The sequence below is a fragment of the Variovorax sp. GW821-FHT09B01 genome (assembly GCF_059418345.1).
In genome coordinates this window covers 33,205-56,338 of sequence record NZ_JBWKPQ010000021.1, presented here as the reverse complement: position 1 = coordinate 56,338, position 23,134 = coordinate 33,205, and the positions used below count along the sequence as shown (strand labels likewise).

22 protein-coding genes are annotated in these 23,134 nt (G+C 70.7%); 5 read left to right on the top strand and 17 right to left on the bottom strand.

Annotated elements, in window-relative coordinates; genetic code table 11:
- Nucleotides 1-21 precede the first annotated feature (21 nt).
- Genes AC07RV_RS35875 through AC07RV_RS35865 form a run of 3 tightly spaced genes read left to right on the top strand, consistent with a single transcriptional unit; the run spans nt 22 to nt 2,246 of the window.
- Nucleotides 22-483 (top strand): (2Fe-2S)-binding protein, encoded by a 462-nt coding sequence (locus AC07RV_RS35875; protein ID WP_093347584.1) that lies wholly within the window; start codon nt 22-24, stop codon nt 481-483.
- The gene (locus tag AC07RV_RS35870) at nt 480-1,505 is read left to right on the top strand and encodes an AraC family transcriptional regulator (RefSeq protein WP_296788101.1); all 1,026 of its coding nucleotides are present in this window, start codon (nt 480-482) and stop codon (nt 1,503-1,505) included. Before AC07RV_RS35875 ends, AC07RV_RS35870 begins: the two co-directional genes overlap by 4 nt.
- A 12-nt stretch (nt 1,506-1,517) precedes the next feature.
- A complete protein-coding gene (locus AC07RV_RS35865; RefSeq protein ID WP_296788098.1) occupies nt 1,518-2,246 on the top strand; it encodes a hypothetical protein in 729 nt (242 codons plus the stop codon).
- 22 nt (nt 2,247-2,268) lie between these two features.
- Here AC07RV_RS35865 and AC07RV_RS35860 read toward each other — a convergent pair whose 3' ends face one another.
- The 9 genes from AC07RV_RS35860 to AC07RV_RS35820 form a co-directional block, all read right to left on the bottom strand.
- The gene (locus AC07RV_RS35860) at nt 2,269-2,496 is read right to left on the bottom strand and encodes a hypothetical protein (RefSeq protein WP_296788096.1); all 228 of its coding nucleotides are present in this window, start codon (nt 2,494-2,496) and stop codon (nt 2,269-2,271) included.
- A gap of 70 nt (nt 2,497-2,566) precedes the next feature.
- The gene (gene pgaD / locus AC07RV_RS35855; protein WP_296788093.1) at nt 2,567-3,145 is read right to left on the bottom strand and encodes a poly-beta-1,6-N-acetyl-D-glucosamine biosynthesis protein PgaD; all 579 of its coding nucleotides are present in this window, start codon (nt 3,143-3,145) and stop codon (nt 2,567-2,569) included.
- Nucleotides 3,138-4,445: a poly-beta-1,6-N-acetyl-D-glucosamine synthase gene (gene pgaC, locus AC07RV_RS35850; protein WP_296788091.1), complete on the bottom strand. Its 1,308-nt coding sequence runs from the start codon at nt 4,443-4,445 to the stop codon at nt 3,138-3,140. The genes pgaD and pgaC overlap by 8 nt, the downstream gene beginning before the upstream one ends.
- The gene (pgaB, locus tag AC07RV_RS35845; protein ID WP_296788086.1) at nt 4,442-6,553 is read right to left on the bottom strand and encodes a poly-beta-1,6-N-acetyl-D-glucosamine N-deacetylase PgaB; all 2,112 of its coding nucleotides are present in this window, start codon (nt 6,551-6,553) and stop codon (nt 4,442-4,444) included. Before pgaB ends, pgaC begins: the two co-directional genes overlap by 4 nt.
- Nucleotides 6,554-6,564: 11 nt before the next feature.
- Nucleotides 6,565-8,895: a poly-beta-1,6 N-acetyl-D-glucosamine export porin PgaA gene (gene pgaA / locus AC07RV_RS35840; protein ID WP_296788084.1), complete on the bottom strand. Its 2,331-nt coding sequence runs from the start codon at nt 8,893-8,895 to the stop codon at nt 6,565-6,567.
- Nucleotides 8,896-9,197: 302 nt separating this feature from the next.
- Nucleotides 9,198-10,199, bottom strand: coding sequence for a Bug family tripartite tricarboxylate transporter substrate binding protein (locus tag AC07RV_RS35835; RefSeq protein WP_093347611.1), 1,002 nt, complete (start codon nt 10,197-10,199; stop codon nt 9,198-9,200).
- Nucleotides 10,200-10,345: 146 nt separating this feature from the next.
- Nucleotides 10,346-11,551: a 3-oxoadipyl-CoA thiolase gene (gene pcaF / locus AC07RV_RS35830; protein ID WP_093347612.1), complete on the bottom strand. Its 1,206-nt coding sequence runs from the start codon at nt 11,549-11,551 to the stop codon at nt 10,346-10,348.
- Between the two features lie 44 nt (nt 11,552-11,595).
- On the bottom strand, nt 11,596-12,237 hold the full coding sequence (locus tag AC07RV_RS35825; RefSeq protein WP_296788078.1) for a 3-oxoacid CoA-transferase subunit B: 642 nt from the start codon (nt 12,235-12,237) through the stop codon (nt 11,596-11,598).
- A gap of 2 nt (nt 12,238-12,239) precedes the next feature.
- Nucleotides 12,240-12,941: a 3-oxoacid CoA-transferase subunit A gene (locus tag AC07RV_RS35820; RefSeq protein WP_093347614.1), complete on the bottom strand. Its 702-nt coding sequence runs from the start codon at nt 12,939-12,941 to the stop codon at nt 12,240-12,242.
- A 129-nt stretch (nt 12,942-13,070) separates the two neighbouring features.
- Here AC07RV_RS35820 and AC07RV_RS35815 point away from each other — a divergent pair, with 129 nt between their 5' ends.
- Entirely contained in the window at nt 13,071-13,859 is a 789-nt protein-coding gene (locus AC07RV_RS35815) for an IclR family transcriptional regulator domain-containing protein (RefSeq protein WP_093347615.1), read from the top strand.
- Nucleotides 13,860-13,947: 88 nt separating this feature from the next.
- Complete coding sequence (locus AC07RV_RS35810) at nt 13,948-15,402, top strand: esterase-like activity of phytase family protein (RefSeq protein ID WP_296788074.1); 1,455 nt, start codon at nt 13,948-13,950, stop codon at nt 15,400-15,402.
- 19 nt (nt 15,403-15,421) lie between these two features.
- On the opposite strand, the gene AC07RV_RS35805 is transcribed toward AC07RV_RS35810, so the two are convergent.
- From AC07RV_RS35805 to AC07RV_RS35770, 8 genes are all read right to left on the bottom strand, one after another.
- Complete coding sequence (locus AC07RV_RS35805; RefSeq protein WP_296788073.1) at nt 15,422-16,345, bottom strand: SDR family oxidoreductase; 924 nt, start codon at nt 16,343-16,345, stop codon at nt 15,422-15,424.
- A 46-nt stretch (nt 16,346-16,391) separates the two neighbouring features.
- Nucleotides 16,392-17,279, bottom strand: a complete 888-nt coding sequence (locus AC07RV_RS35800) for a helix-turn-helix transcriptional regulator (RefSeq protein ID WP_296788071.1) — start codon at nt 17,277-17,279, stop codon at nt 16,392-16,394.
- Between the two features lie 47 nt (nt 17,280-17,326).
- A complete protein-coding gene (locus AC07RV_RS35795) occupies nt 17,327-18,334 on the bottom strand; it encodes a Bug family tripartite tricarboxylate transporter substrate binding protein (RefSeq protein ID WP_296788070.1) in 1,008 nt (335 codons plus the stop codon).
- A gap of 78 nt (nt 18,335-18,412) precedes the next feature.
- A complete protein-coding gene (locus AC07RV_RS35790) occupies nt 18,413-19,426 on the bottom strand; it encodes a branched-chain amino acid ABC transporter permease (RefSeq protein ID WP_296788069.1) in 1,014 nt (337 codons plus the stop codon).
- Nucleotides 19,427-19,431: 5 nt separating this feature from the next.
- A complete protein-coding gene (locus AC07RV_RS35785; RefSeq protein ID WP_296788067.1) occupies nt 19,432-20,295 on the bottom strand; it encodes a branched-chain amino acid ABC transporter permease in 864 nt (287 codons plus the stop codon).
- Nucleotides 20,288-21,004 (bottom strand): ABC transporter ATP-binding protein, encoded by a 717-nt coding sequence (locus AC07RV_RS35780; protein ID WP_296788065.1) that lies wholly within the window; start codon nt 21,002-21,004, stop codon nt 20,288-20,290. Before AC07RV_RS35780 ends, AC07RV_RS35785 begins: the two co-directional genes overlap by 8 nt.
- A gap of 124 nt (nt 21,005-21,128) precedes the next feature.
- On the bottom strand, nt 21,129-21,848 hold the full coding sequence (locus tag AC07RV_RS35775; protein WP_296788063.1) for an ABC transporter ATP-binding protein: 720 nt from the start codon (nt 21,846-21,848) through the stop codon (nt 21,129-21,131).
- 5 nt (nt 21,849-21,853) lie between these two features.
- Entirely contained in the window at nt 21,854-23,107 is a 1,254-nt protein-coding gene (locus tag AC07RV_RS35770) for an ABC transporter substrate-binding protein (protein WP_296788061.1), read from the bottom strand.
- Nucleotides 23,108-23,134: the final 27 nt, after the last annotated feature.

Genomic DNA, 23,134 nt, shown 5'->3' with positions numbered 1-23,134 from the left:
GATAGAAAAGGAAGGAACCCCATGACCACCACGCTCCAGATCAACGGCCGCCCCGTCGCGGTGACGGCCGAGGACGACACGCCCCTCCTGTGGGTGCTGCGCGGCGAGCTGCACATGAACGGCACCAAGTTCGGCTGCGGCAAGGCGCTGTGCGGCGCCTGCACCGTGATGCTCGACGGCGAGGCGGTGCGCTCGTGCGCCACGCCGCTGTCGGCCGTGCAGGGCCGCGCGGTGTCGACCATCGAGGGCGTGAAGGGCCCCGAGATCGACGCGCTGCGCCGCGCCTGGACCGAACTCGACGTGGTGCAGTGCGGCTACTGCCAGAGCGGCCAGCTGATGTCGGCCTGCGCGCTGCTGCGCCACACGCCGAAGCCCAGCGATGCCGACATCGACGCCGCGATGAGCGGCAACATCTGCCGCTGCGGCACCTATCCGCGCATCCGCGCGGCGATCCACCTCGCGGCGGGCGACGACCGGCGATGACCCAGCGCCCGCCCGACCTGATCGTCGTGCCCGCCGTGATGCAGCAGCGGCTGCGGCTGCTGGGCTTCGACACGCAGTCGATGCTGCGCCGCGCGGGCCTGCCGGCCGACCTGTTCGCGAGCGGCAAGGCGCGCATCACGACGCGGCAGATGTTCGCCGTGTGGGACGCGCTGGCCGCGATGAACCCCAATCCCGCGCTGGGCCTGCGCATCGGCGCCGAGGGCGCGACCGAGCACTACGACATCGCCTCGATCGCGGCGCTGCACTCGCCGAACTTCGGCGAGGCGCTGCAGCGGCTGTCGCGCTTCAAGCGGCTGACCTGCCCCGAGGTGATCCGCATCGAGCGCAGCGACGGCGAGGTCCGCGTGCGCTTCCACTGGTTCCTGGTCGAGGGCCATTCGCCGCAGCTGCTGACCGACGGCACCTTCGCCTCGGTGCTCGAGCTCGCGCGGCGCGGCACCGGCACCCGCGTGGTGCCGCGCCGGGTCGAGCTGGTGCGCGCGCACACGAGCGCGCAGGCCGCGATGCTGGGCGCGCATTTCGGCTGCGCGCCGCGCTTCGGCGCCGCGGCCGACCTCATCGTGTTCGACGAGGCGCTGCTCGCGCAGCCCTTCGTCACCCACAACCAGGACCTGCTCGCGGTGCTGCTGCCCGGCCTGGAGGCCGCGCTGGCCGCGCAGACCCCGGCCGGCTCGCTGGTCGACCAGGCGCGCGCCGTGCTGGGCCGCACCCTGCGCGGCGAGCGCCCGAGCATCCAGACCGTGGCGGCCGAACTCTGCGTGAGCACGCGCACGCTGCAGCGCCGGCTCGAGGAGGCCGGCACCAGCTACCAGCGGCTGCTCGACGAGGTGCGCCACCAGGCCGCGCGGCAACTGCTCGAGGACACGCAGCTCGAAGCCGGCGAGATCGCCTTCGTGCTGGGCTTCGAGGAGCTGAATTCGTTCACGCGCGCGTTCCGCGGCTGGGAAGGAACCACGCCCGCGCGGTGGCGTACGGCGCAGGCGGTGCCGGCGCGCCCCTAAACTCCGCGCACCATGACATCGACCCTGCACTCCTTCAAAGCCTGGCTCGCCCTGCTGGCCATCACGGTCCTCGCCGGTTGCGCCCATCCGATCGCCGTCGTTCCCGATCAGGCGCGCCTCGCGCGCGGCGCGGACGCGCCCGCGCCGATGCCGCTGCGTGTGGGCTATCACATCCCCACGGCCCTCGCCGACATGGAAGTCACGACACCGGGCGGCGGCGGGGACAACATCCGGTACTTCCCCTACCGCGACATCGATGCGGGCTTCGAGAAGATGCTCTCGAACGTGTTCTCGGACATCGTGAAGCTGCCGTCCATTGCCAACCCCGCGGAAACGGCGAGCAGCGGCGTCCACTACGTCATCGTGCCCACGATCGTCACGACCTCGGGCGGCTCCGGCCTGTTCACCTGGCCGCCCACGAGCTTCTCCGTCGACCTGACGAGCCAGATCCGCGATCCCGCGGGCACGCTGGTCGCCAGTCCCCGCGTGGTGGGCTTCGGCAGCGCCGAGACCTCCGAACGGCTCTTCGACCACGGCTTCGCCGGCCGACGCGCCATGGAGGATGCGCTGCTGCGCATGCAGGCTGCGTTGCGCGAAACTTCCTTCACTGGAGCGCCCGCGCAACGGCAGCGGGGCACGACCTCCGAGCGGCTCGATCAGCTCAAGGCGCTGCGGGAGCGCAAGGACATCACCGAGGAGGAGTACGAGAAGAAGCGCAAGGAAATCCTCGACGCCCTGTAGACCCGGTGTCCCGGACGGCCGCTCAGAGCAGCCGTCCGCCCTCTCCGGGCGGCGTCACCACATCCCGCCGCAGGCTCCAGATGCAGGCCGCCAGCTTGAGCAGCCGCTCGACCTTGCTGTCGTAGAGCTCGTCCGCCGGGTCCTCCTGCGCGATCAATTCGGCGATCTGCTCGATCGCGAGCGCCGGCGCGAAGCCCAGCCCCTTTCTCGCCATCTCCATCGCCGTCGCCATCACTTCTGTCTTTTTCATGGGCATGCGTACGCAGCGGCCGGGTGGCCGGATTCGAAATGTCCGTGTCCCGGGGTGGATCGATGCGGCATCAGGCGCGGCGCTTTCGCACCGCCGTGCCCGAAGGCGTGAGCATCGCGGGTTCGGTGTCGAGGTCGGCCGCGTCGGTCACCCGGCCGTCGCGGTCGTGCTGCACCAGCAGGCGCCGCGCGCGCTGCCACAGCGTGAGGCGCTGCGGCGCCAGCGAAGTGTATTCGGCCAGCTGGGCCACGGTGCTGTCGGGCGAGCGGCCGCGCGTCTCCTCGTCGGCGATGGCGCGCCGGCGCACCGGTGCGAGCAGCAGCATCAGCGCGAAGATGCCGAGCACCGACAGGGCGTAGAGCGTGAGCAGGTTCGCGCCCTCCACCGGCCGCCAGACCTGGAAGAAGTGGCGCCAGGCGTAGAACACCACGCCGACCCAGAACGCGGCCAGCAGCAGCGGCCGCGCGATGCGCAGCCACACGAACATGATCAGCGCGCCCTGCGGCGTCTTGTGCCGCATGAAGGCGCTCAGCGGCATGCGCGCGGCATCGAGCACGGGCACCTCGCCCTGCGGCTCGGCCCATTCGCGCTCGCGCGGCGGCGCCTTGCCGTTGGGCCGGGGCGGGGCGGGGCCCAAGTCTTCATTCATGCTCGATGGCACGGACGGATGCAGTCGATCGTTCATTCGCTATCACTCCTCTGTCGGGGCTGGTCCACCGGGCGCGCTTGCCCTTGCGCCGCAGGATCGTGGCCGGCAAGGCCACGACCGTGGTGAACATGTTGATCATCCAGAAGGCAAGCGGATACCAGATGGTCCAGACCAGGTAGCGCAGGATGTCGCGGTCGTAGTGGCGGTCGATCCACAGGCTCACGCCCATCTGCAGCATGCAGGTGATGCCCAGCAGCATCCCGTGCCACTCGGGCCAGAAGCCCACGTACTGCCACTCGGGCGGCAGGAAGCGCCGCACCAGCGCGAGCACCAGCACCGCGAACATGGCGTAGGCCCAGACCACGCTGGCCAGGTACTCGAGGAACACCGGCCACATCATGAAGTTGCGCGGCTTGATCACCTGGCCCGTGTAGCGCAGCAGGGTCTGGATGCCGCCGGTGGCCCAGCGCTGGCGCTGGCGGTAGAGGCCGCGCACGGTCTCGGGCATCAGGATCCAGCACAGCGCGCGCGGCTCGTAGCGCACGCGCCAGTCCTTGAGCTGCAGCTTCCAGCTGATGTCGATGTCCTCGGTCATGACGTCGGGACTCCAGAAGTCGACGTCGAGCAGCGCGTTGCGGCGGAACATCGAGAGCACGCCCGAGACCGTGAACAGCCGACCGGCCAGCTGCTGGGTGCGCTTGATGAGGCCGATGTTGGAGGAGAACTCGCCCACCTGCATGCGCCCAAGCAGGGTGGTGCGGCCGCGGATGCGCGGGTTGCCGGTGACGGCGCCCACGCGCTCCGAATGCAGCATGTGGGTCAGCATCCAGGCGATGGCATCGGGGTCGACCAGCGCATCGCCGTCCACGCCGAGGATGTACTCGCCGTTGGCCAGCACCGCCGCGGTGTTGAGCGCCACCGCCTTGCCCTGGTTGGTGGCGTGGTGCACCACGCGCAGCTGGCCGTAGCGCGTGGCCAGCGCATCGAGGATGGCACCGGTGTCGTCGCTGCTGCCGTCGTTGACGGCGATGACCTCGTAGTTCGGGTAGTGGCTGCGCATCAGCTGCTCGATCACCTCCTGCACGCGCTCGCCTTCGTTGAAGCAGGGCACGATCACGCTGACCAGCGGCTGCTCGGGCAGCAGCGGCAGCGGATCGATCTTCCGGTGGCGGCCGCGCTCGAACACCAGCGCATGCGCGAGGCCGCCGGCCATCCAGACATAGGCCGCGAGGAAGGGGTAGTAGAAGACGTAGTTGAGCAGGGCCCGCACCACGTCGGAACCGAAGAATTCGGGGTTCATCGCGCGGCTCCCGGTGCGGTCGGCGCGGAGGCCGGGGCCGGCTTGGCGGGCGCGAGCGCCGGCGGCGTCTCGAGGCCGTCGACCTTGCCGCCCGCGAGGTTGGCGCGCACCGAGAGGATGTCGCGCACCGTCACCAGCGGCGGCTCGCCCGCGAGGAAGTCGTCGGGATAGAGCGCGACATGGCGCGCGCCCAGCCGGTGCAGCAGGGTCCACTGCGCGGCCAGCGTGTCCTTGTCGACCATGCGGCCGCTGCGCCAGTCGCGCGCCTGCAGCTCGAACACGGTGCGCGCCAGGCCCTGCGGCTGCGCCGCCACCTGGCGGAACAGCGCCGCCAGCCAGGCCTGCGGATCGGCCGCCTGCTCCATGAAGGGCATCGCCATCACGGCGGTGTAGTCGTAGGCCTGCAGCGACTGCGCGAGGTCCTGCGCGAACCACTCCTGCGCGGCCGGCTCGAGCACCGGGCGCGCATAGAGGTTGCGCGCGGTGAGCAGGCGCGGCTGCCAGTCACGGGCGCGCTGCGCGAGCTCGAGCGTGAAGTCGGTGAGCTGGCGCGTCTTCCACGCGGTCCAGCGCGCGCGCAGCGCGGGATCGGCGCGCACCGCGGCGAGGTCGGCCGGCAGGCCCTGCGCGGCAAGTTCGCGCAATGCCGCGGGGCTGGCGTCCTCGTCGTCGCTGTAGGTGGCGTCGTCGTGGAACAGCAGGCCCGCGATCGGCGTGTTCTTCGCGAGGTCCTCGTAGATGTCGCCGATCAGGGCGCGCACGCGCGCATCGGCCGGCGAGAGCCGGTGGTAGCGCGTCTGGTCGCGCGCCGCGGCCGACGTGGGTGCGAGGTGCGTCACGCGCACATCGTCCAGCGGGTGGTTCGCGGGCAGCTGGAACGCGAGCACCGGCATCCAGGCATAGACCTCGACCCCGGTGCGCGTGCGCAGCTGCCAGGCGACGCGGTTGAACAGGTCGGCGCGCATCGGCAGGTGCCGGTTCGGGAAGTACAGCGCATCGGCCGCGCCGTCGCCGTCGGGATCGGCGAAGGCCTGCAGGTAGACGGCCGAGGGGCCGACGGCCTGCACCCGGTCGAGCAGGCGCGAGAGGTTGGCCTCCTGCTGCGCCGGATCGGGGTCGTAGATGTGATCGAGGTCGATGTGCATGGCGCGGTGCAGCGCGCGCGGATCGGGCCGCGCGGGGGCGCGCAGCAGGCTGAAGTCGGGCACGGACATGTCGTAGGTGGCTAGGCCGCGGCGGATGGTCTGCAGCGGCACCTCGGGCGTGTTCGCGCCCTCGTCGAGCGTCAGGGTGATCGGCATGCCGGCGCGGTCGGCCGCGCGCAGCGTCTGCTTGTTGTAGGCGCCGTAGGGCCACACCATGGCGCGCACGCGGGTGCCGGTCTGCGCCTCGATCAGGCCGCGGCTGCGGCGCAGATCGGCCTCGACGCGCGCGACCCAGGCCGCATCGTCCTCGTAGCGGCCGGTGGCGCTGTCGTAGCGGTGCGTGACGGCCGCGGGCTGCAGGTTGCCCTGCGGATTGCCGGGCACGCCGGTGTGGATCGCGTCGCCATGGCTCGCGAACTCGACCAGGCCCGAGGCGCCCATCTCGCGCGCCTGGCTCCAGGTGATGAAGGCCTCGCGCTTCAACGGGTTGCGCGCGCCGTAGCCGCTGACCACCTGGCCCGGCGGCACCTCGAGCCAGCCCGTGACGAGTGCCATCACGGCCGGATAACCGAACTGCTTCAGCAGCGGATAGACCTTGGTATAGAAGCTCTCGTAGCCGTCGTCGAAGGTCAGCAGCACGGCCTTCGAGGGCAGCGGCCGGCCGCCGGCGCGCGCATCGACGATCTGCTGCAGGCTCACAGGATGGTGGCCCGAGCTGCGCAGCCAGGCGAAGAAGTCGGCCACGGTGCGCTCGTCGAGCGCGGTGGGTTCGGGCTCGTCGACGAAGCTCTCGCGCACGTTGTGGCGCACGTCGTGCAGCGCGATGGCGCGGAAACTCTTGCCGTCGTCGGCATCGGGCGCCGGCAGCGCGGTGGCGCGCGGCAGGCCCTGGGCCAGCGCGGCGCCGGCGAGCAGCGTGGCGAACAGCAGCGCGGCCAGCCGCGGGACCAGGCTGGTCGTCATGAACATCTTCTTCATTGGAACGGCACCGACAGATTGAGATAGACGAAGCGGCGGCGCTCGCGCACGCCGTCGTAGGGATGGCTCGCGATGCCCAGGCCGTAGGCCAGGGTGGCCGAGCGGCCGAACACCCATTCGTGGCCGTAGCGCAGCGACCACAGCGCGCCGCCGCCGAAGCCCTGCTGGCGGTAGCTGCCGGCCTCGAGGCCGAACACATGCGAGAAGCGGCGGTCGTCGCGCTTCCAGCCCAGGTACTTGCCGGTCAGGCCGACCTGCAGCGCGCTCTCGCTGCGCGGCGCGAAGTAGTCGACGTCCTGGCGGTCGTAGCGCCCGGTCTCGCCGGAGAGCGTGCCTTCGAGCTGGAAACGCGGGCCGCTCACAAGGCGCTCGCGCCAGCGCAGGCCGAAGCCGTCGCGCGCGTTGCCGTCGCTGAAGTCCATGCGCTGGTAGCGGGCCTCGAAGGCGCGCGACTCGTTGACCACGTAGGTGGCGCCGAGCTCGGCCGAGCGCGCGCCGACATTCGCCAGCCGCGCCTTCCACGGCGTGTCGAGGCTGTTCGAGTCGAAGCGCGCCGAGAAGCGCCAGCTGTCGCTGGCACGCCAGTCCACGCCGAGCGCGAGGCCGGTGCGGTAGCGGCCCTTGTCGGCCTGGTGCAGCTCGGCGCTGGCGCGCCAGCGGCCCTGCAGGTATTCCACGCCGACGCCGGTGCGCGACAGGTCGATGTTGCCCAGCGAGGTGTCGCCGCGCGCGAACACCTGGCGGAAGAACAGGCGCCAGCGGTCGTCCCACAGCGGCGACGAGAGCTTCGAATCCACGCGCCAGTCGCGGTCGGCCAGCACGCTGCTGCCGTGGCCCTGGCCGTAGTCGGCATCGATATCGAGCCGCGCCGCGTAGAGCGTGTCGCGCTGCGTGACGGCATTGCGCACGGCGATCGATTCGGGGGCCTCGGCCTGCAGGCTCTCGGTCAGTTCGCGGCCGGCACGCATCTCGCCGGCATCGAACAGCGCGCCCGCGTAGCCGGCACGCGCGGCCACGTCCCACGGATGGTCGACCAGCGTCTCGCGATAGCGGCCCAGTGCCTCGTCGGGCTTGTCGCGCAGCTTCATGGTCTCGGCCAGGCCCGAGCGGAAGCCCGCGTTGAGCGGCGCGAGCGAGGTGAGGCCGCGGAAGCTGGTCTCGGCCTGCCAGGGCCGCTCGGTGTAAAGCTGGTAGAGCGCGCGCAGGTTGCGCACCTCGGCGTACTCGGGATTGGGCCGGCCCTGTTCGGGCGTGAGCCGCAGCATCGGCGGCGTGGCCTGCTCGAGCTTCTGCAGCAGGGCCTCGGCGTCCTCGAAGCGCGCGGTGTCGAGGTAGGCATAGACCAGGCCGGTGTGGGTGTCGCTGGGCACGGGGATGGCGTCGCCGCCGCGGCGCAGCGCCTCCTCGTAGATCGGCACGGCGAGGTCGGAGCGGCGCTGCTGCTGGTAGGCGCCGGCCACGTCGGACAGCGCGTAGTAGGGCAGCGGCTGCTGCGAATGCTCGACCTGCCAGCGCTCGTAGGCCGCGGTCACTTCGGGGAAGCGGCCGCGCGCGGAGACGGCGAGCAGGTGGTCGGCATAGAGACGCAGGTACAGCGCCTTCCAGCGTTCGAGGTCATCGGCCTCGTTGGCCTGCGTGGCGCGCTGCACCGCATCGGAAGCGCCCTGCAGCTCGTTCGGATAGAGCGGCAGCAGCGCATCGATGGCCTCGAAGCGCTCGGGGCCCTCGCCGCCACGCTGGTCGCGCTCCGCGATGGCCCAGCGCAGCCGCTGGCCCAGTGCCTGCTGGCGCAGGCTCGCGAGCTCGAAGGCACTGAAGCTGCCGGGCGTGGCGCGTTCGGCGGCCTCGGCCTGCGCCAGGGCCTCGGTCAGCGAGCCCTGGTCCTCGAGCGCGAAGGCGTTCTCGCGCCGCACGATGCGCTGCGCCGGCTGCAACGCGGTGAGCTGCAGTTGCAGGATGCGGTCGTCGACGCGGCGCGCGGCGATGAACGCGGACTCGAAGGCGTAGTTCGCGAGCCGCTCCAGCGGCACGGCGCGCGCCCATCCCACGGATTCCCGTGGGTCGTCGGCCTGCAGCGCCCACACCACGCCGTCGGACGCGATGCGCTCGCGCTGGGCCGCGGTCGCGGCGCGCGGGAACCAGGCCTGCAGCGCATCGAGTGCTTCGCGCGGCGTCGCCTTGCCGGCGCGGATGCGTTCGACGAGCGCGTCGTGCGCGGCGGTGTCATAGCCGCCCGGTCTGTCGGCCCCGGAGAGGGCGGCCGGTGCCGCGGCACCGGGCCGCTCGACCTGCGCCCTGACCTGCGTGCTCGCACCCGCCCACGCCACGGCGACGAGAAGCGCCGCGGCGGAGAACCTGAAGGTGGAGGGGAAGAAGGTGGCGGGAGGGTTGGAGCGCGCGGGGTGTGTGACAGCGTGGTGGTGGTGGTTTTTTCTCAAGATCGAGGAAAAAGGAGCGATTGGTTATTGGCCGCAACCATATCGCCCGCCCCCGGAACCACGCTGTAGGACGCGCTCAGGAAATAGTCAAAAGACTTCGTTGTTCGGTAAGAGACCGTAAAGCCTTCATCCGGTGAATCCAATCGCTCCCACGCTGCGTACGCCAGGGGCGTACGCAGCGTCACGCAGGCTCAGTCGAGCGATACGTTCGCTTTCCGAATGACATCCGTGAAACGGGTGGTTTCGGCCGCGACGAAGCCATTGAACTGCTCGCGCGTGGTCGGGAAGGGCTCGTAGCCAAAGCTCTTGAACTTCTCGAGCACGTCGGGTTCGGCCAGGCCCTTCTCGATGTCGCGCTTGATCTTGTCGGTGACCGCGGCCGGCAGGCCCTTGGGCACGGCGATCGCGTTCCAGCCGATCACCTCGAAGCCCTTGGGGCCGCCCGACTCGCTCACGGTGGGCACGTCGGGGAAGGCCGCCACGCGCTGCGGCGCCGCGGCCGCCAGGAAGCGCAGCTTGCCGGCGCGCTGCAGCGGGCCGGCGGTGGCGCTGCTGCCCAGCGCGAAGGCCAGCTCGCCGGTGGCGACCGAGGTGTAGAGCTGGGTCGTTTCCTTGTAGATCACGTGCTCCATCTGCGTGCCGGTGGCCGACTCGAACAGCTCCGAGCCCAGATGCACCGGGTTGCCGACCGACCACGAGCCGTAGTCGAGCTTGCCCGGGTTGGCCTTGGCGTCGGCGATCAGGTCGCCCACGGTCTTGTACTTGCTGTTGGTGGCGACGGTGAAGAAGAAGTAGGTCTTGAACAGCGGCAGCAGCGCGTCGAAGTCCTTGGCCGTGTCGTAGGGCAGCTTCTTGAACAGCGCCGGGTAGGCGGCCAGGTGCACGTTGTCGAGCACGATGATGTCGTGGCCGTCCTTCGCGCCGCGCTTGAAGGCATCGATCGCGATGAAGCCATTGCCGCCGGGCCGGTTCTCGACCACCACCGGCTGGCCCCAGGCGCGCGACAGCTTGTCGGCCACCAGCCGCGCCACGCCGTCGGGACCGCCGCCGACCGGGAACGGCGTGATGATGCGCACCGGCTTGCTCGGGAAGGCCGCCTGCGCGGCGGCCAGGGACGGCAGCAGGCCGGCCGCGGCCAGCGCGAAGGCGGCCAGGCCGAGGGCGCGGCGCGCCTTGTTCGATGTGGAAACCATGATCCTCTTTCTCCTTTTTGGTTGAAAAAAATGCCATCGGGCCGCGGGTGCGGCAGCCGATGGCTTCAAGTCGATCGATCGCGCGGTTGTTGTTGTCGGGTGTGGCTGATCGATCGACGGGGGTACGGTTCAGGTGGGACGCGGACTCAGACGCGCTCGAGGATCAGCGCAATCCCTTGGCCCACGCCGATGCACATGGTGCACAGCGCATAGCGGCCGCCGCTCTTGTGCAGCTGGTTGACCGCGGTGGTCGCGAGGCGCGCGCCGCTGGCACCGAGCGGATGGCCCAGCGCGATCGCGCCGCCGTTGACGTTGACGCGCGCGTCGTCGTCCGAAAGGCCCAGCAGGCGCAGGACCGCGAGGCCCTGCGCGGCGAAGGCCTCGTTGAGCTCGATCACGTCGATCTGGTCGAGCCTGAGGCCGGTGAGCGCCAGCACCTTCTGCGTGGCGGGCGCCGGGCCGATGCCCATGATGCGCGGCGCGACGCCGGCGGTGGCCATGCCCACGATGCGCGCGCGCGGCGTGAGGCCGTGCTTGGCGGCGCTGGCCTCGTCGGCCAGCAGCAGCGCGCAGGCGCCGTCGTTCACGCCGCTGGCATTGCCGGCGGTGACGGTGCCGTCGGGACGCACCACGCCCTTGAGCTTGGCCAGCGCTTCGAGGCTGGTCTCGCGCGGATGCTCGTCCTTGTTCACGACGATCGCATCGCCCTTCTTCTGCGGCACGCTCACCGGCACGATCTCGGCGTCGAAGAAGCCGGCCTTCTGCGCGGCCACGGCGCGCAGCTGCGAGTTCAGCGCCATCCGGTCCTGCGCCTCGCGCTCGATCTTGTAGTCGGTGGCCACGTTCTCGGCCGTCTCGGGCATCGAGTCGACGCCGTACTGCGCCTTCATGAGCTTGTTGACGAAGCGCCAGCCGATGGTGGTGTCGTAGACCGCGTTGTTGCGGCTGAAGGCGCTCTCGGCCTTGGGCATCACGAAGGGCGCGCGGCTCATGCTCTCGACGCCGCCCGCGATCATCAGGCCGGCCTCGCCGGCGCGGATGGCGCGCGCCGCGCTGCCCACGGCATCGAGGCCCGAGCCGCACAGGCGGTTGATGGTGGCGCCCGGCACCTCGATCGGCAGGCCGGCCAGCAGCGAGGCCATGCGCGCGACGTTGCGGTTGTCCTCGCCGGCCTGGTTGGCGCAGCCGTACAGCACGTCGGTCACGGCCTGCCAGTCGACGTTCTTGTTGCGCTCGATCAGCGCCTTGAGCGGCACCGCGCCGAGGTCGTCGGTGCGCACGCTCGAGAGCGCGCCGCCGTAGCGGCCGAAGGGAGTGCGCACGGCGTCGCAGATGAAGGCTTGGTTGGTCATGGTGTTGTCTCTCGGAAAGTGAAGAACGGATGTGGCTGTCCGCGTCAGGCGGCGATCGGCAGGCCCACGAGCTTCTCGAGCTCCGCATGCGCGAGCCCGTCGACCTTGTCGACCAGCTTCAGGCCCTGCGGCGTGCATTCGAGCGTGGCGAGGTCGGAGTACACGCGCTTCACGCAGCCGATGCCGGTCAGCGGGTAGCTGCACTGCGCGACGATCTTGCTCTCGCCCTTCTTGGTCAGCAGGTCCATCATGACCCAGGTCTGCTTGGCGCCGATCGCGAGGTCCATCGCGCCGCCCACCGCGGGAATGGCGCCGGCCTCGCCGGTGCTCCAGTTCGCGAGGTCGCCGGTGGCCGAGACCTGGAAGGCGCCGAGCACGCAGATGTCGAGGTGGCCGCCGCGCATCATCGCAAAGCTGTCGGCATGGTGGAAGAAGGCGCCGCCGGGCAGCAGCGTCACCGGCTGCTTGCCGGCGTTGATCAGGTCGTAGTCCTCCTCGCCGGCCTCGGGCGCGGGGCCCATGCCGAGGATGCCGTTCTCGCTGTGCAGGATGACCTCGCGGCCGGCCGGCAGGTGGTTGGCCACCAGCGTGGGCTGGCCGATGCCGAGGTTGACGACGGCGCCGTCGAAGATGTCCTGCGCCACGCGGGCGGCCAGCTGGTCCTTGGTGCGACGGGTGTAGCTCATGGTCATGCCTCCTTCTTGAAGCCGCCGGCCTGCGTGGCGACGCGCTCGATGCGCACCACCTTGTGCACGAAGATGCCGGGGGTGACGATGGTTTCGGGGTCCATGGTGCCGAGCTCGGCGATGTCGTGCACCGTGGCGATGGTCTTCTTCGCGGCCATGGCCATCACCGGGCCGAAGTTGCGCGCGGCCTTGCGGTAGACCAGGTTGCCCCAGCGGTCGCCGCGCTCGGCCTTGATCAGCGCCACGTCGCCGTGGATCGGGTACTCGAGCACGTACTGCTTGCCATTGATCTCGCGGGTTTCGCGGTTGCCCGCGAGCTCGGTGCCGTAGCCCGTGGGGCAGAAGAAGGCGCCGATGCCGGCACCGGCCGCGCGGATGCGCTCGGCCAGGTTGCCCTGCGGCACCAGCTCGAGCTCGAGCTGGCCGCTGCGGTAGAGCGCGTCGAAGACGTGGCTGTCGGCCTGGCGCGGGAAGCTGCAGATGATCTTGCGCACGCGGCCGGCCTTGAGCAGCGCGGCGAGGCCGGTGTCGCCGTTGCCGGCGTTGTTGTTGACCACCGTCAGGTCGCGCGCGCCCTGTTCGATGAGGCCGTCGATGAGTTCGCCGGGAATGCCGGCGGTGCCGAAGCCGCCGATGAGAACGGTGGCCCCATCGGCCAGGCCCGCGAGGGCGTCGGCGATGGAGGGCGCGATCTTGTCGATCATGGATCTGTCTCCGAAGAAGGATGGTGGAGAGGCGGGAGGACGGGTTGTCGCTGCTCGTCCTGGGAAATCTATTTTGTTCGTATATCGAACATCTGTTCGTATAATGAATTCTAGAGAGGATCCACACCCATGGCAACCCGCCCCCTTGCGCCCACCGAGACGCCCGCCCCCGGCGACAGCTACGTGCAGTCCTTCGCGCGCGGCCTGCAGGTGATCCGCTCGTTCAGCGCGAGCGCGCCGCACCAGACGCTCAGCGAGGTGGCCGCCGCCAGCGGCCTCACGCGCGCGGGCGCGCGCCGCATCCTGCTCACGCTGCAGACGCTGGGCTACGTGGTCAGCGACGGCAAGCTGTTCACGCTCACGCCGCGCATCCTCGACCTGGGCTTCGCCTACCTGTCGTCGATGCCGATCTGGAACCGCGCCGAGCCCGTGATGGAAGCGCTGGTGCAGCAGGTGCAGGAGTCGTGCTCGGCCGCGGTGCTCGACGCCACCGACATCGTCTACGTGCTGCGCGTGCCGACGCAGAAGATCATGCGCATCAGCCTCGGCGTGGGCTCGCGGCTGCCGGCCTACTGCACCTCGCTGGGCCGGCTGCTGCTGGCCGACCTGCCCGACGAGGAGGTGCGCGCGCGGCTCGAGGCCTCGGCGATCGAGCCGCTGACCAAGCACACGGTGACCGACATCGACGCGCTGCTGGCCAAGGTGGCGCAGGCGCGGCGCCAGCAGTGGTGCCTGGTGAACCAGGAGCTCGAGGAGGGCCTGATCTCGGTGGCCGCGCCGATCGTCGACCGCGCGGGCCGCATGGTGGCCGCGCTCAACATCAGCGGCCAGGCCAACCGCACCAGCGCGAAGGTGATGCAGGACAGCATGCTGCCCGCGCTGCGCGAGGCGGCGCAGCGGATCTCGAGCCTGCTCTGAGCGAGCGCGCTTGCGGCGCGCAAGGCCTTCACCGGACTGTCATCGCCGCTCTCTAGATTCCCGCGGCACAACAACCGGGGGATCATCCATGTCCATCACGTCCGGCCGCTTCGCGCGGTCCGTCCTGTCGCGCCATCTCGCCGCGGCCCTGTCCACGATCGCTTTGCTCGCCGCCTGCGGTGGCGGCGATGGCGGCGGCATTGCCTTCCCGGTGCTGCCGCCCGCGCCGGCACCGGCCCCCGCGCCGCCGGCCCCGCCGCCCGCGGCCGAAGGCAAGGGCCTGCCGCACCAGCTCACGGGCTGGGCCTCGCTGTCCGACACGGCGCGCTGGAGCGGCCCGACCTCGGGCCAGTTCATCACCGCCGCGCTCGGCGTGGCGCCGCCCTTCGTCAACGGCCAGCCGATCCCGGGCTTCTCGGCACTGCTGAAGAACGACGACGGCAGCTGGACCGCCCTGCCCGACAACGGCTATGGCAGCAAGGGCAACTCGGCCGACTTCGTGATCGGCTTCTACAACGTGAGCATCGCGTTGCGCACCACGGCCGACGGCAGCAGCCGCCCGGGCGCGATCACGGTCAACCGCCACGTGGCCTTCAACGATGCCAAGGGCTTCCTCAAGGACGGCAAGGGCGTGGATCTGAAGATCACGGCCGACTTCGCCAACTACCAGACGCTGTCGGGCAACACCCTGGTCGACAGCGGCATCGCGGTCGATGCGCGCATCCGCAGCGGCCGGCTGCTCACGGGCTTCGACCTCGACGTGGAATCGATCGCGCGCGCACCCGACGGCAGCTACTTCGTCGGCGAGGAGTTCGGCCCCTACATCCTGCATTTCGACAAGGACGGCACGCTGATGGCCGACCCGGTGCCGCATCCCTTCCTGCGCAGCCCCTCGCACCCCGAGGTGATGGCCGGCACCGTCAGCGCCACCTCGCTGTCGAGCCGCGGCTTCGAGAGCCTGGCCTTCAACGCCGACCGCAGCCGGCTCTACGCCGTGCCCGAAGCCGCGCCCTCGCTGGCGTCGCTGCGCCCGGTGGCCGACGACGAGCGCTACCTGAACTTCTTCGAGTTCGATCCGGCCGCAATGCTCTACACCGGCAAGACCCTGGTCTACAAGAAGGACGGGCCGGCCAAGGACAACCAGATCGTGATCGGCGACATGACGAACGTCGGCGGCAGCCGCTTCGTGCTGATCGAGCGCGACAGCCTGTTCGGCACCAAGGCGGTGGTCAAGCGCCTCTACCTCGTGGATCTCAACGTGAAGGATGCCGACGGCGCGCTCAAGAAGACGCTGCTGGTCGACCTGCTCGACATCGCCGACCCGAAGGGCATCGGCGGCTCGCTGCCCAACGTGGCGGCCGGCCGCTTCAGCATGCCCTTCGACTCGATCGAGAGCGTGGAGGTGGTGGACGCGCACACGCTCGCGGTGGCGATCGATTCGAACTTCCCGACCGAGGACGGACGCCTGCCGGGCAATCCCGACGACACCGAGGTGATCACGATCCGCTTCGACCAGGCGCTGTTCGACCGCGCCGCGAAGTGAGCCGAGGGACGGCGGCGCCTCAGCTGCCGCCGTCCTCCATCTCGAAGGGCGCGACCTGCCGCCCGTCGATGTCGGTGAAGCCGTACTCGCGCGCGAGGTCGCCCACGCGCAACGCGCGGCCGGTCTTGTGCATCACGTTCGCGTCGCCGGCCAGCGCCACGATGGCGCGCCCGATGTAGCGCGGCGATTCGGTGCGCGCGAGCGCGGGCCGCTCGTGCCAGTGCGCCTCGTCGGTCTGGTGGCCGGCCAGCACGAACTCGGTGCGCATCCAGCCCGGCGACACCGCCACCGAGGCCACGCCATGCGCGCGCAGGTCCTGCGCCATGCCGAAGGCCAGCCGCGTCATCGCGGCCTTGGCGAGGTCGTAGAACAGGCTGCCGCGCAGGTAGCGGTCGCGATCCCAGAAGGTGGTCGTGGCGATCAGGCCATGGCCCTGGCGCACCAGCAGCGGCGCGGCGCAGCGGCTGGCCACGAGATGGTTGCGCACGCCGCGGTCGAACATGGCCTCCCAGTTCGACAGCGGATGCTCCCAGAACGGCGCCTCGAACACGCCGTTGAAGCTCTCGTGCCCGCCCCAGGCGTTGTTGACCAGCAGGTCGAGCCGGCCGGCCTCGCGCTCGACGCGCGCGAACAACTCGCGCACCTGCGCTTCGTCGGTGTGGTCGCAGCGCACCGCCACGCCCTGCCCGCCGAGGCGCGTGACCTCCTCGGCCGTGTCCTCGATGCTGCCGGGCACGCGCTGCAGGCCGGACAGCGCAAGGATCTGGCCATAGCTGTCCGCGGGCTGCGCGCGCGTGCTGCGGCCCGTGACGTAGACGGTGGCGCCGGCCGCGCCGAGTTCGAGCGCGATGCCGCGCCCCGCGCCACGGCTCGCGCCCGTGACCACGGCCACGCGGCCTTGCAGGGAGGGCAGTGCTTTCGCACCCGTGGGCTGGTCGGTCATCGGTCGGCTCGCTGAAAAGGAAAGAAGCGCCGAAGGTAGCGCCGCCTCAGGCCGGCGTCTTGGAAGAACCCGCAATCGCGCGGCCCAGGAACTCGGTGGGCGTGACGCCGCACAGCGCGCGGAACTCGTTGACCATGTGCGACTGGTCGTAGAAGCCGCTGTCGACCGCGACCTCGGCCCAGGCCGGCATCGGCGTGGCACGCAGCGCGCGCAGGCAGCCATGCATGCGCGCGAGCCGGCGCCAGGCGCGCGGCGAGAGGCCGACCTGCGCGTGGAACAGCTGCTGCAGCCGGCGCTCGCCCAGGCCCACCGCCTCGGCCACCTCGCGCAGCGAACGCCGGCCGGCCGAGGCCGCGATCAGCTGCGCGGCCTGCAGCGCACCCGGATGCAGGCCGAGCCTCGCCTGCGCGCGGCCGTCGGCCTCGGCGAGGCGGCGGCACAGCGCGGCATCGAGCAGCGCGACGCGCGCGGCGTCATCGGGAGCTTCGGTCATGCGCTCCAGCAGCTGCGCGCCGGCGCCGCGCCAGAGTTCGTCGAGGTGCAGCACGCGGCCCGCGAGCTCGCCCGCGGGCAAGCCGAGCAGCAGGGCCGCGGCACCGGGCCGCAGGGTGATCGACAGGCCTTCCATGCGCTTGCGCAGCCGCACCAGCACGGCCTCGGCCGAGGCGCCGATGGCCTCGACGGCCAGGCCCTCGGCGCCGTTGGCCGAAGGCGCGTCGCCGAGGTTGAAGACCAGCCGCGCGGCACCGTCGGGCAGCACGCGCTCGAGCACCTCCTCGCCCTCGGCGAAGCGCTCGCGGTACACGAGGATGTGGGCGACATGCGGGCGCAGCGGCGCGCTGGCGGTGAAGGAGCGCACCGTGCCGCCGGGCGCGTCCACGGGCGGCCCGAGCAGGGGGCCGTCGTCGAGGTGGAGGAAAAGGCGCTCGCTCATGCCGGGTCGGTCCGGGAAAGGACCGGCCAGCATGCCACAGGCGCGGCTCAACCCTCGGCGTGGATGCCCTTCATCAGGATCACGCCGCCCAGCCGCGCGGTGTCGGCGCGCATGCGGCGCGCCAGCGCGTCGGGCGAACCGGGCTGGGCCTGCCAGCCGGTCTTGAGCAGCGCCTCGCGCACCTCGTCCGTGCTGATCACCTCGACCAGCGCGGCATTGAGCCTGGCCAGCGCGGCCTTGTTCATGCCCGCGGGCGCGGCCAGCGCGGTCCAGATCTCGAGATCGGCGCCGCGCACGTCGGCATCGCGAATGGTGGGCAGCTCGGGCACCAGCGGGCTGCGCTCGGGCGAGGTCACGCCGATGGCCTTGAGCTTGCCCGAGCGCACGTGCGGCATCGCGAGCGCGGGCGGCAGCAGCGCGAGCTGGATCTCGCCCGCGAGCAGGCCCGCGATCACCTGCGGATTGCCGGTGTAGGGCTTGTGCTGCGCGGTGATGGCCGAGCGGCTCTTGAGCAGCTCCATGCCCAGGTGGCCCACCGTGCCCACGCCCGGCGTGCCGTACTTGCCGCCGCTGCCGAGGTTGCGCACCCACAGCAGGTGGTCGGCCGCGGTCTTGCCGGTGGCGTTGCCCGACACGGCCAGCACCAACGGCGCGGTGCCGACCATGCCGACCGGCGCGAAGTCCTTCTCGGGATCGAAGGGGAGCTTGGGGTTGAGCAGCTTCGCGATCGTGAGGTTGCCGTTGATCAGCGCGCCGATGGTGTGGTCGTCGGTGGCCTTGGCGACCTGGTCGGCCACGATGTTGCCGCTCTCGCCGGGCTTGTTCTCGACCAGCACCGGCTGGCGCAGCAGCTTCGAGAGCGGCTCGGCGATGGCGCGCGCCAGCAGGTCGGGCGAGGCGCCGGTCGGGAAGCCGACCAGCAGTTTCACGGGCTTGGTGGGCCAGGCGGCTTCGCCGGCGCGTGGCTTGTCCTGGGCCCAGGCACCTTGGGGAAGGAAGGAGGCGGCCAGCGCTGCGGCGCCGCCCTCGAGCAGGCGGCGTTTGGTGATCGTCACGGGAGGAACTCCGGATGTAAGCGGCGGAGCAACAATTGTAAACAGATCGTTACATGAATGCTGCGGCGCAACGCGAAATCACGGTTCCCTGGCGACCAGCCTGCGTTGCGTGGGAAACAGCGACCAGCCCCAGCGCTGCTGCGCGAAGCCCCACAGCCCCTGCTTGAAGAACAGCGTGGCCACGATCGCGAGCAGCCCGAGCCCCAGCAGGTACCAGGTGCCGTAGTCGCTGAGGAACTTGTTGAGCGCCCAGAAGACGAGCGCGCCGACCAGCGGCCCTTCGATGCGGCCGATGCCGCCGATCACCACCATGAAGATCGCGAACGCACTCCAGTTGACGCTGAAGGCCGCGTCGGGGCTGATGCGCAGGTTGCCGACGAAGTACAGCGCGCCCGCGAGCCCCGCGCCGAAGGCCGCGACCCCGTACACGGCGAGCTTCATGCGCGCCACCGGCACGCCCTGCGACTCGGCCGCCACCTCGTTGTCGCGGATCGCCAGCAGCGCGAGGCCGCGCTTGCTGCGCAGGAACAGGTAGACCAGCGCCACCGCCGCCACCACGCAGCCCAGCGCCATCCAGTAGGTGACGCTTTCGCGCGTGGCCTTGTCGATGCCGCGCAGCGCCGTCAGCGTGGTGCCCGAGCCGCCGCCCACCGCCGACACGTTGGCGAAGCTCAGGCGGAACACCTCGGCGATGACCCAGGTGCCGATCGCAAAGTAGCCGCCCGAGAGCCGGAACGCGATGAAGGACACCGGAATCGCGACCAGCCCCGCGGCCAGCGCGCCGAGCGGGATCGCAACGAAGGGATTGAGCCCCGCGAAGTTGCCGAGCACCAGCATCGCGTAGCCGCCGAAGCCGAAGAAGGCCTGCTGCCCGATGCTGACCATGCCGCCATAGCCCGCGAGCAGGTTCCACATCATCGCGAAGATGAAGTAGCAGGCGATCTCGACGAACTCGCGCATCCAGCTCGACTCGCCCCACAAGGGCAGGCTGGCGGCGACGAGCACCAGCGCGATGCCGACGACCAGGGCGCCGCGGCTCGCGGCGGTGGCGCGCTCGACCGCGACGAAGGAAGGGGTGGCGGGGGTCGTCATCGGCGTCATCCGCGTGTCTTGGGAAAAAGGCCCTGCGGCCGGAACACGAGCACCGCGAGGAACACGATGTGCCCGAACCAGATGCCCCAGCCCGGATCGAGGCGGAAGCCGACCTGCTGCGCGATGCCGAGGATCATGGCGCCGGCCAGCGTGCCCCAGAACGAGCCCATGCCGCCGATGATCACGGCCTCGAAGGCGAACAGCAGCAGCAGCGGGCCGTCCGAGGGCGACACCGTGGTGCGCATGCCCTGCAGCGCGCCCGCCACGGCGATCAGCACGAAGGCGATGGCGGTCGCGAAGGCATAGACCTTCTTCGCATCGAGCCCCATGAGCTCGGCGATCTCGCGGTCGTCCGACACGGCGCGGAACGACCGGCCCAGCGCGGTGTGCGCGAACAGCCATTGCAGCGCGCCGGTGGCCGCGAGCGCCACGGCCAGCACGATCAGCGGCAGCACGCCGAGCGACAGCGATTCGCCGAGCGCCAGGCCGCGCGTGCCGAGGCCGCCGGTCTCGATGGCGCGCGGGTCGGCCGAGAACAGCTCGAGCAGCAGGTTCTGGATCACGATCGACAGGCCGAAGGTGACGACCAGCGAAGGCAGCGGGTCCTTGCCCAGCGTGCCGTTGAGCACCCAGCGCTGCAGCGCGTAGCCGAAGCCGAAGGCCACGGGCAGCACCGCGAGCGCGACCAGCCACGGTGCCGCAGCGCCGGCCAGCGACACGCCCGCGATCACCGCGAAGGCGCCGAGGATGATGAAGTCGCCCTGCGCCGTGTTCGTGAGCCGCATGACGCCGAACATCAGCGACTGGCCGAGCGCGAACAGCGTGTAGAGGCCGCCGAGCAGCACGCCCTGGAGCAGGGTCTCAAGCATGGGCCGCCTCGATGCCGAAATAGGCCTGCGCGATCTGCTCACGCGTGAGATCGGCCGACAGGCCCTCGAGCGACACGCGGCCTTCCTGGAAGCAGTAGACGCGCCGCGAGACCTGGCGCGCCATCGTCACGTCCTGCTCGACGATCACCACCGTCATGCCCTCGGCCGTGATACCGGGCATGGCCGCGTAGATCTCGCGGATGACGACCGGCGCGAGGCCCAGCGAGAGTTCGTCGCACAGCAGCACGTCGGGATTGCTCATGAGCGCGCGGCCCAGCGCCACCATCTGCTGCTGGCCGCCCGACAGCGAGGTGCCGGGCTGGCGGCGCTTCTCGGCCAGGATGGGGAACAGCGCATAGAGCCGCTGCAGGTTCCACGGGCCCGGGCGCCGGGCGGTGGCGCCCATCAGCAGGTTCTCTTCCACGCTGAGGCTGGGAAACAGCCGGCGGCCCTCGGGCACCAGCGCGAGGCCGCGCCGCACGATCTCGCCGGGCGGCAGGCCGCCGATGGGCTCGCCCCTGAAACGGATCGCCTCGCGCGGCGCGCGCACCAGGCCCGTGAGGCTCTTGAGGAAGGTCGACTTGCCCGCGCCGTTGGCGCCGATGATCGCGACGAGTTCGCCGGCGGCGAGCGCGAAGTCGATGCCGAACAGGGCCTGGGCGTCGCCGTAGAAGGCCTGCAGGCCGTGGGTGGTGAGCAAGGCGGTCATGGTCTTTGCTCCCTCCCCCTCTGGGGGAGGGCCGGGGTGGGGGCAGGCGGCGTTGGAATGGTGGCGCCGTCGTGCCCCCATCCCAGCCTTCCCCCAGAGGGGGAAGGAGCCATGCGGTGCGCGCTCATGCTTCCATCCCCATGTACACGCGCCGCACCTCCGGATCGTTCATCACCGCGCGCGGCTCGCCCTCGGCCAGCTTCTGCCCGAAGTTGATGACGAACAGCCGGTCGGCCAGCGACAGCAGCGCATGCACCACGTGCTCGATCCAGATCATGGTCACGCCGCGCGCCTTGATGCGCCGCAGCTCGCCCACCAGCACCGCGGCCTCGGGCTCGGTGAGCCCGCCGGCGATCTCGTCGAGCAGCAGCAGCCGCGGCTTCGTCGCGAGCGCGCGCGCCAACTCGAGCCGCTTGCGGTCGAGCAGCCGCAGTCCGCCGGCCGGCGCGTTCGCCTGCGCCATCAGCCCGGTCTGCGCCAGCACCTCGTGCGCGGTGTGCCAGGCCTCGCGCTCGGTCTGCTGCCCGCCGAAGCAGGCCGCGGTCACGAGGTTCTCGAACACGCTCATGTTCCCGAAGGGCTGCGGCACCTGGTAGCTGCGGCCGATGCCGGCGCGGCAGCGCTGGTGCGGTCGCAGCCGCGTCACGTCGCGGCCCGCATAGTCGACCCGGCCCGCGTCGGCGCGCACGTCGCCCGAGATCAGGTTGAACAGCGTGGTCTTGCCCGCCCCATTGGGGCCGAGGATGCCCAGCGTCTCGCCCTCGGCCACCGCGAGCGTGATGCCGTCGGTGACCTTGAGCGCGCCGTAGGACTTGCTCACGCCATGCAATGCCAGCAGCGCCATGGCGGTCAGAGCGCGCGCAGCTTGCCGCCGGTGGGAATGGCCGGCGCGGCCTCGTTGTTCACGAGGGTGAGTTCCACCTTGTACTTCGTGCCCTTGCCCCACTGGCCGAGCACCAGCGGCGTCTTGCTGACGTTCCTGAACGGCCCCTGGCCGCCCCACTTGACCGGGCCGACCACCGACTGGATCGAGGTCGCGGCCACGGCATCGCGCACGTCGGCGGCCTTGAGCGACTTCGCGCGGCCCAGCGCGTTGGCCGCCACCTCGAACAGCGCATGCGCGAAGCCGATCGGCTGCGTCCACTGCTTCTTCGTGCCGGCCTCGTAGGCCTCGGCCAGCGCCTTCGCGCTCTGCTTCGTGAGGCTCGACGCGAAAGGATGCGAGGGGCTCCACCAGACCTCGGTCGAGAGGCCGTCGCCGAGTTCGCCCAGCGCCTCGATCGCGCCCGGGAACAGCAGCGCCTTGCCGAGCGTGATCACCTTCGGCCTGAAGCCCTGCTGCCGCGCCTGCGTGAGGAAGGTCTTGGCATCGGGCGGAATCACCACGCCGGTGACGATCTCCACGCCCTCCTTCTTGAAGGCCGCGATCTGCGCGCTGAAGTCCTGCGTGCCGTTCTGGAAACGGCCCGGGTCGGTGAGCGTGAAGCCCATCTGCGCGAGCGGCTTCGGAAAGCCCAGCTCCTTGTCGCCCCAGGCGTTGCCGTCGCCGTCGTTCGGGAACAGCCCGCCCACCTTCTTGTTGGTGGCCAGCGTCTTCCAGCCGCTGGTGAAGTTGGCGATGACGTCCTCGAGGCCCCAGAACAGGTGGTAGGTCCAGTCGAAGCCCTTGGCCGGATCGCCCTTGCGGCCGAAGAACCAGGGCTGCCACGGCACCACGCTCGAGATGCAGGGCACCTCGTTGAGCTCGCAGGCATCGCTGACCGGGTTCGCGGTCTCGGGCGTGCCGGCCGTGAGCACCAACGCCACCTTGTCCTTGAGGATCAGGTCGTTGGCGACCTCACCCGCGCGGTTCGGGTTCGACTGGCTGTCCTTGAGCACGATCTGCACCGCGTACTTGCGGCCGCCGACCGCGATGCCGTCCTTGAAGGCGGCCTTCATCTGGTCGATGACCCACTTGTCGGCCTCGCCGAAGGGCGCGAGCGGGCCGGTCTGCGGCGACACGTAGCCGATCTTGAGCGTATCGGCCGCGAACGCCAGCGGTGTCGCGCCCGCGGCGACGAGGGCCGCGGTGGCCTGGGTGAATTGCCTGCGATTGAATGTCATGCCTGTCTCCTGTTCTTGTGTCTGCGG

Coding starts and splice junctions, on each gene's coding strand:
- AC07RV_RS35865 (WP_296788098.1), top strand. CDS start 1,518: ATGACATCGACCCTGCACTCCTTCAAAGCCTGGCTCGCCCTGCTGGCC.
- AC07RV_RS35775 (WP_296788063.1), bottom strand. CDS start 21,848: ATGGCGCTGCTGGCATTGCATGGCGTGAGCAAGTCCTACGGCGCGCTC.
- AC07RV_RS35780 (WP_296788065.1), bottom strand. CDS start 21,004: ATGACCGCCTTGCTCACCACCCACGGCCTGCAGGCCTTCTACGGCGAC.
- AC07RV_RS35825 (WP_296788078.1), bottom strand. CDS start 12,237: ATGAGCTACACCCGTCGCACCAAGGACCAGCTGGCCGCCCGCGTGGCG.
- AC07RV_RS35810 (WP_296788074.1), top strand. CDS start 13,948: ATGTCCATCACGTCCGGCCGCTTCGCGCGGTCCGTCCTGTCGCGCCAT.
- AC07RV_RS35860 (WP_296788096.1), bottom strand. CDS start 2,496: ATGAAAAAGACAGAAGTGATGGCGACGGCGATGGAGATGGCGAGAAAG.
- AC07RV_RS35790 (WP_296788069.1), bottom strand. CDS start 19,426: ATGACGACCCCCGCCACCCCTTCCTTCGTCGCGGTCGAGCGCGCCACC.
- pgaC (WP_296788091.1), bottom strand. CDS start 4,445: ATGAACCCCGAATTCTTCGGTTCCGACGTGGTGCGGGCCCTGCTCAAC.
- AC07RV_RS35800 (WP_296788071.1), bottom strand. CDS start 17,279: ATGAGCGAGCGCCTTTTCCTCCACCTCGACGACGGCCCCCTGCTCGGG.
- AC07RV_RS35835 (WP_093347611.1), bottom strand. CDS start 10,199: ATGGTTTCCACATCGAACAAGGCGCGCCGCGCCCTCGGCCTGGCCGCC.
- pgaD (WP_296788093.1), bottom strand. CDS start 3,145: ATGAATGAAGACTTGGGCCCCGCCCCGCCCCGGCCCAACGGCAAGGCG.
- AC07RV_RS35820 (WP_093347614.1), bottom strand. CDS start 12,941: ATGATCGACAAGATCGCGCCCTCCATCGCCGACGCCCTCGCGGGCCTG.
- AC07RV_RS35875 (WP_093347584.1), top strand. CDS start 22: ATGACCACCACGCTCCAGATCAACGGCCGCCCCGTCGCGGTGACGGCC.
- pcaF (WP_093347612.1), bottom strand. CDS start 11,551: ATGACCAACCAAGCCTTCATCTGCGACGCCGTGCGCACTCCCTTCGGC.
- AC07RV_RS35870 (WP_296788101.1), top strand. CDS start 480: ATGACCCAGCGCCCGCCCGACCTGATCGTCGTGCCCGCCGTGATGCAG.
- AC07RV_RS35770 (WP_296788061.1), bottom strand. CDS start 23,107: ATGACATTCAATCGCAGGCAATTCACCCAGGCCACCGCGGCCCTCGTC.
- pgaB (WP_296788086.1), bottom strand. CDS start 6,553: ATGACGACCAGCCTGGTCCCGCGGCTGGCCGCGCTGCTGTTCGCCACG.
- AC07RV_RS35785 (WP_296788067.1), bottom strand. CDS start 20,295: ATGCTTGAGACCCTGCTCCAGGGCGTGCTGCTCGGCGGCCTCTACACG.
- AC07RV_RS35815 (WP_093347615.1), top strand. CDS start 13,071: ATGGCAACCCGCCCCCTTGCGCCCACCGAGACGCCCGCCCCCGGCGAC.
- AC07RV_RS35805 (WP_296788073.1), bottom strand. CDS start 16,345: ATGACCGACCAGCCCACGGGTGCGAAAGCACTGCCCTCCCTGCAAGGC.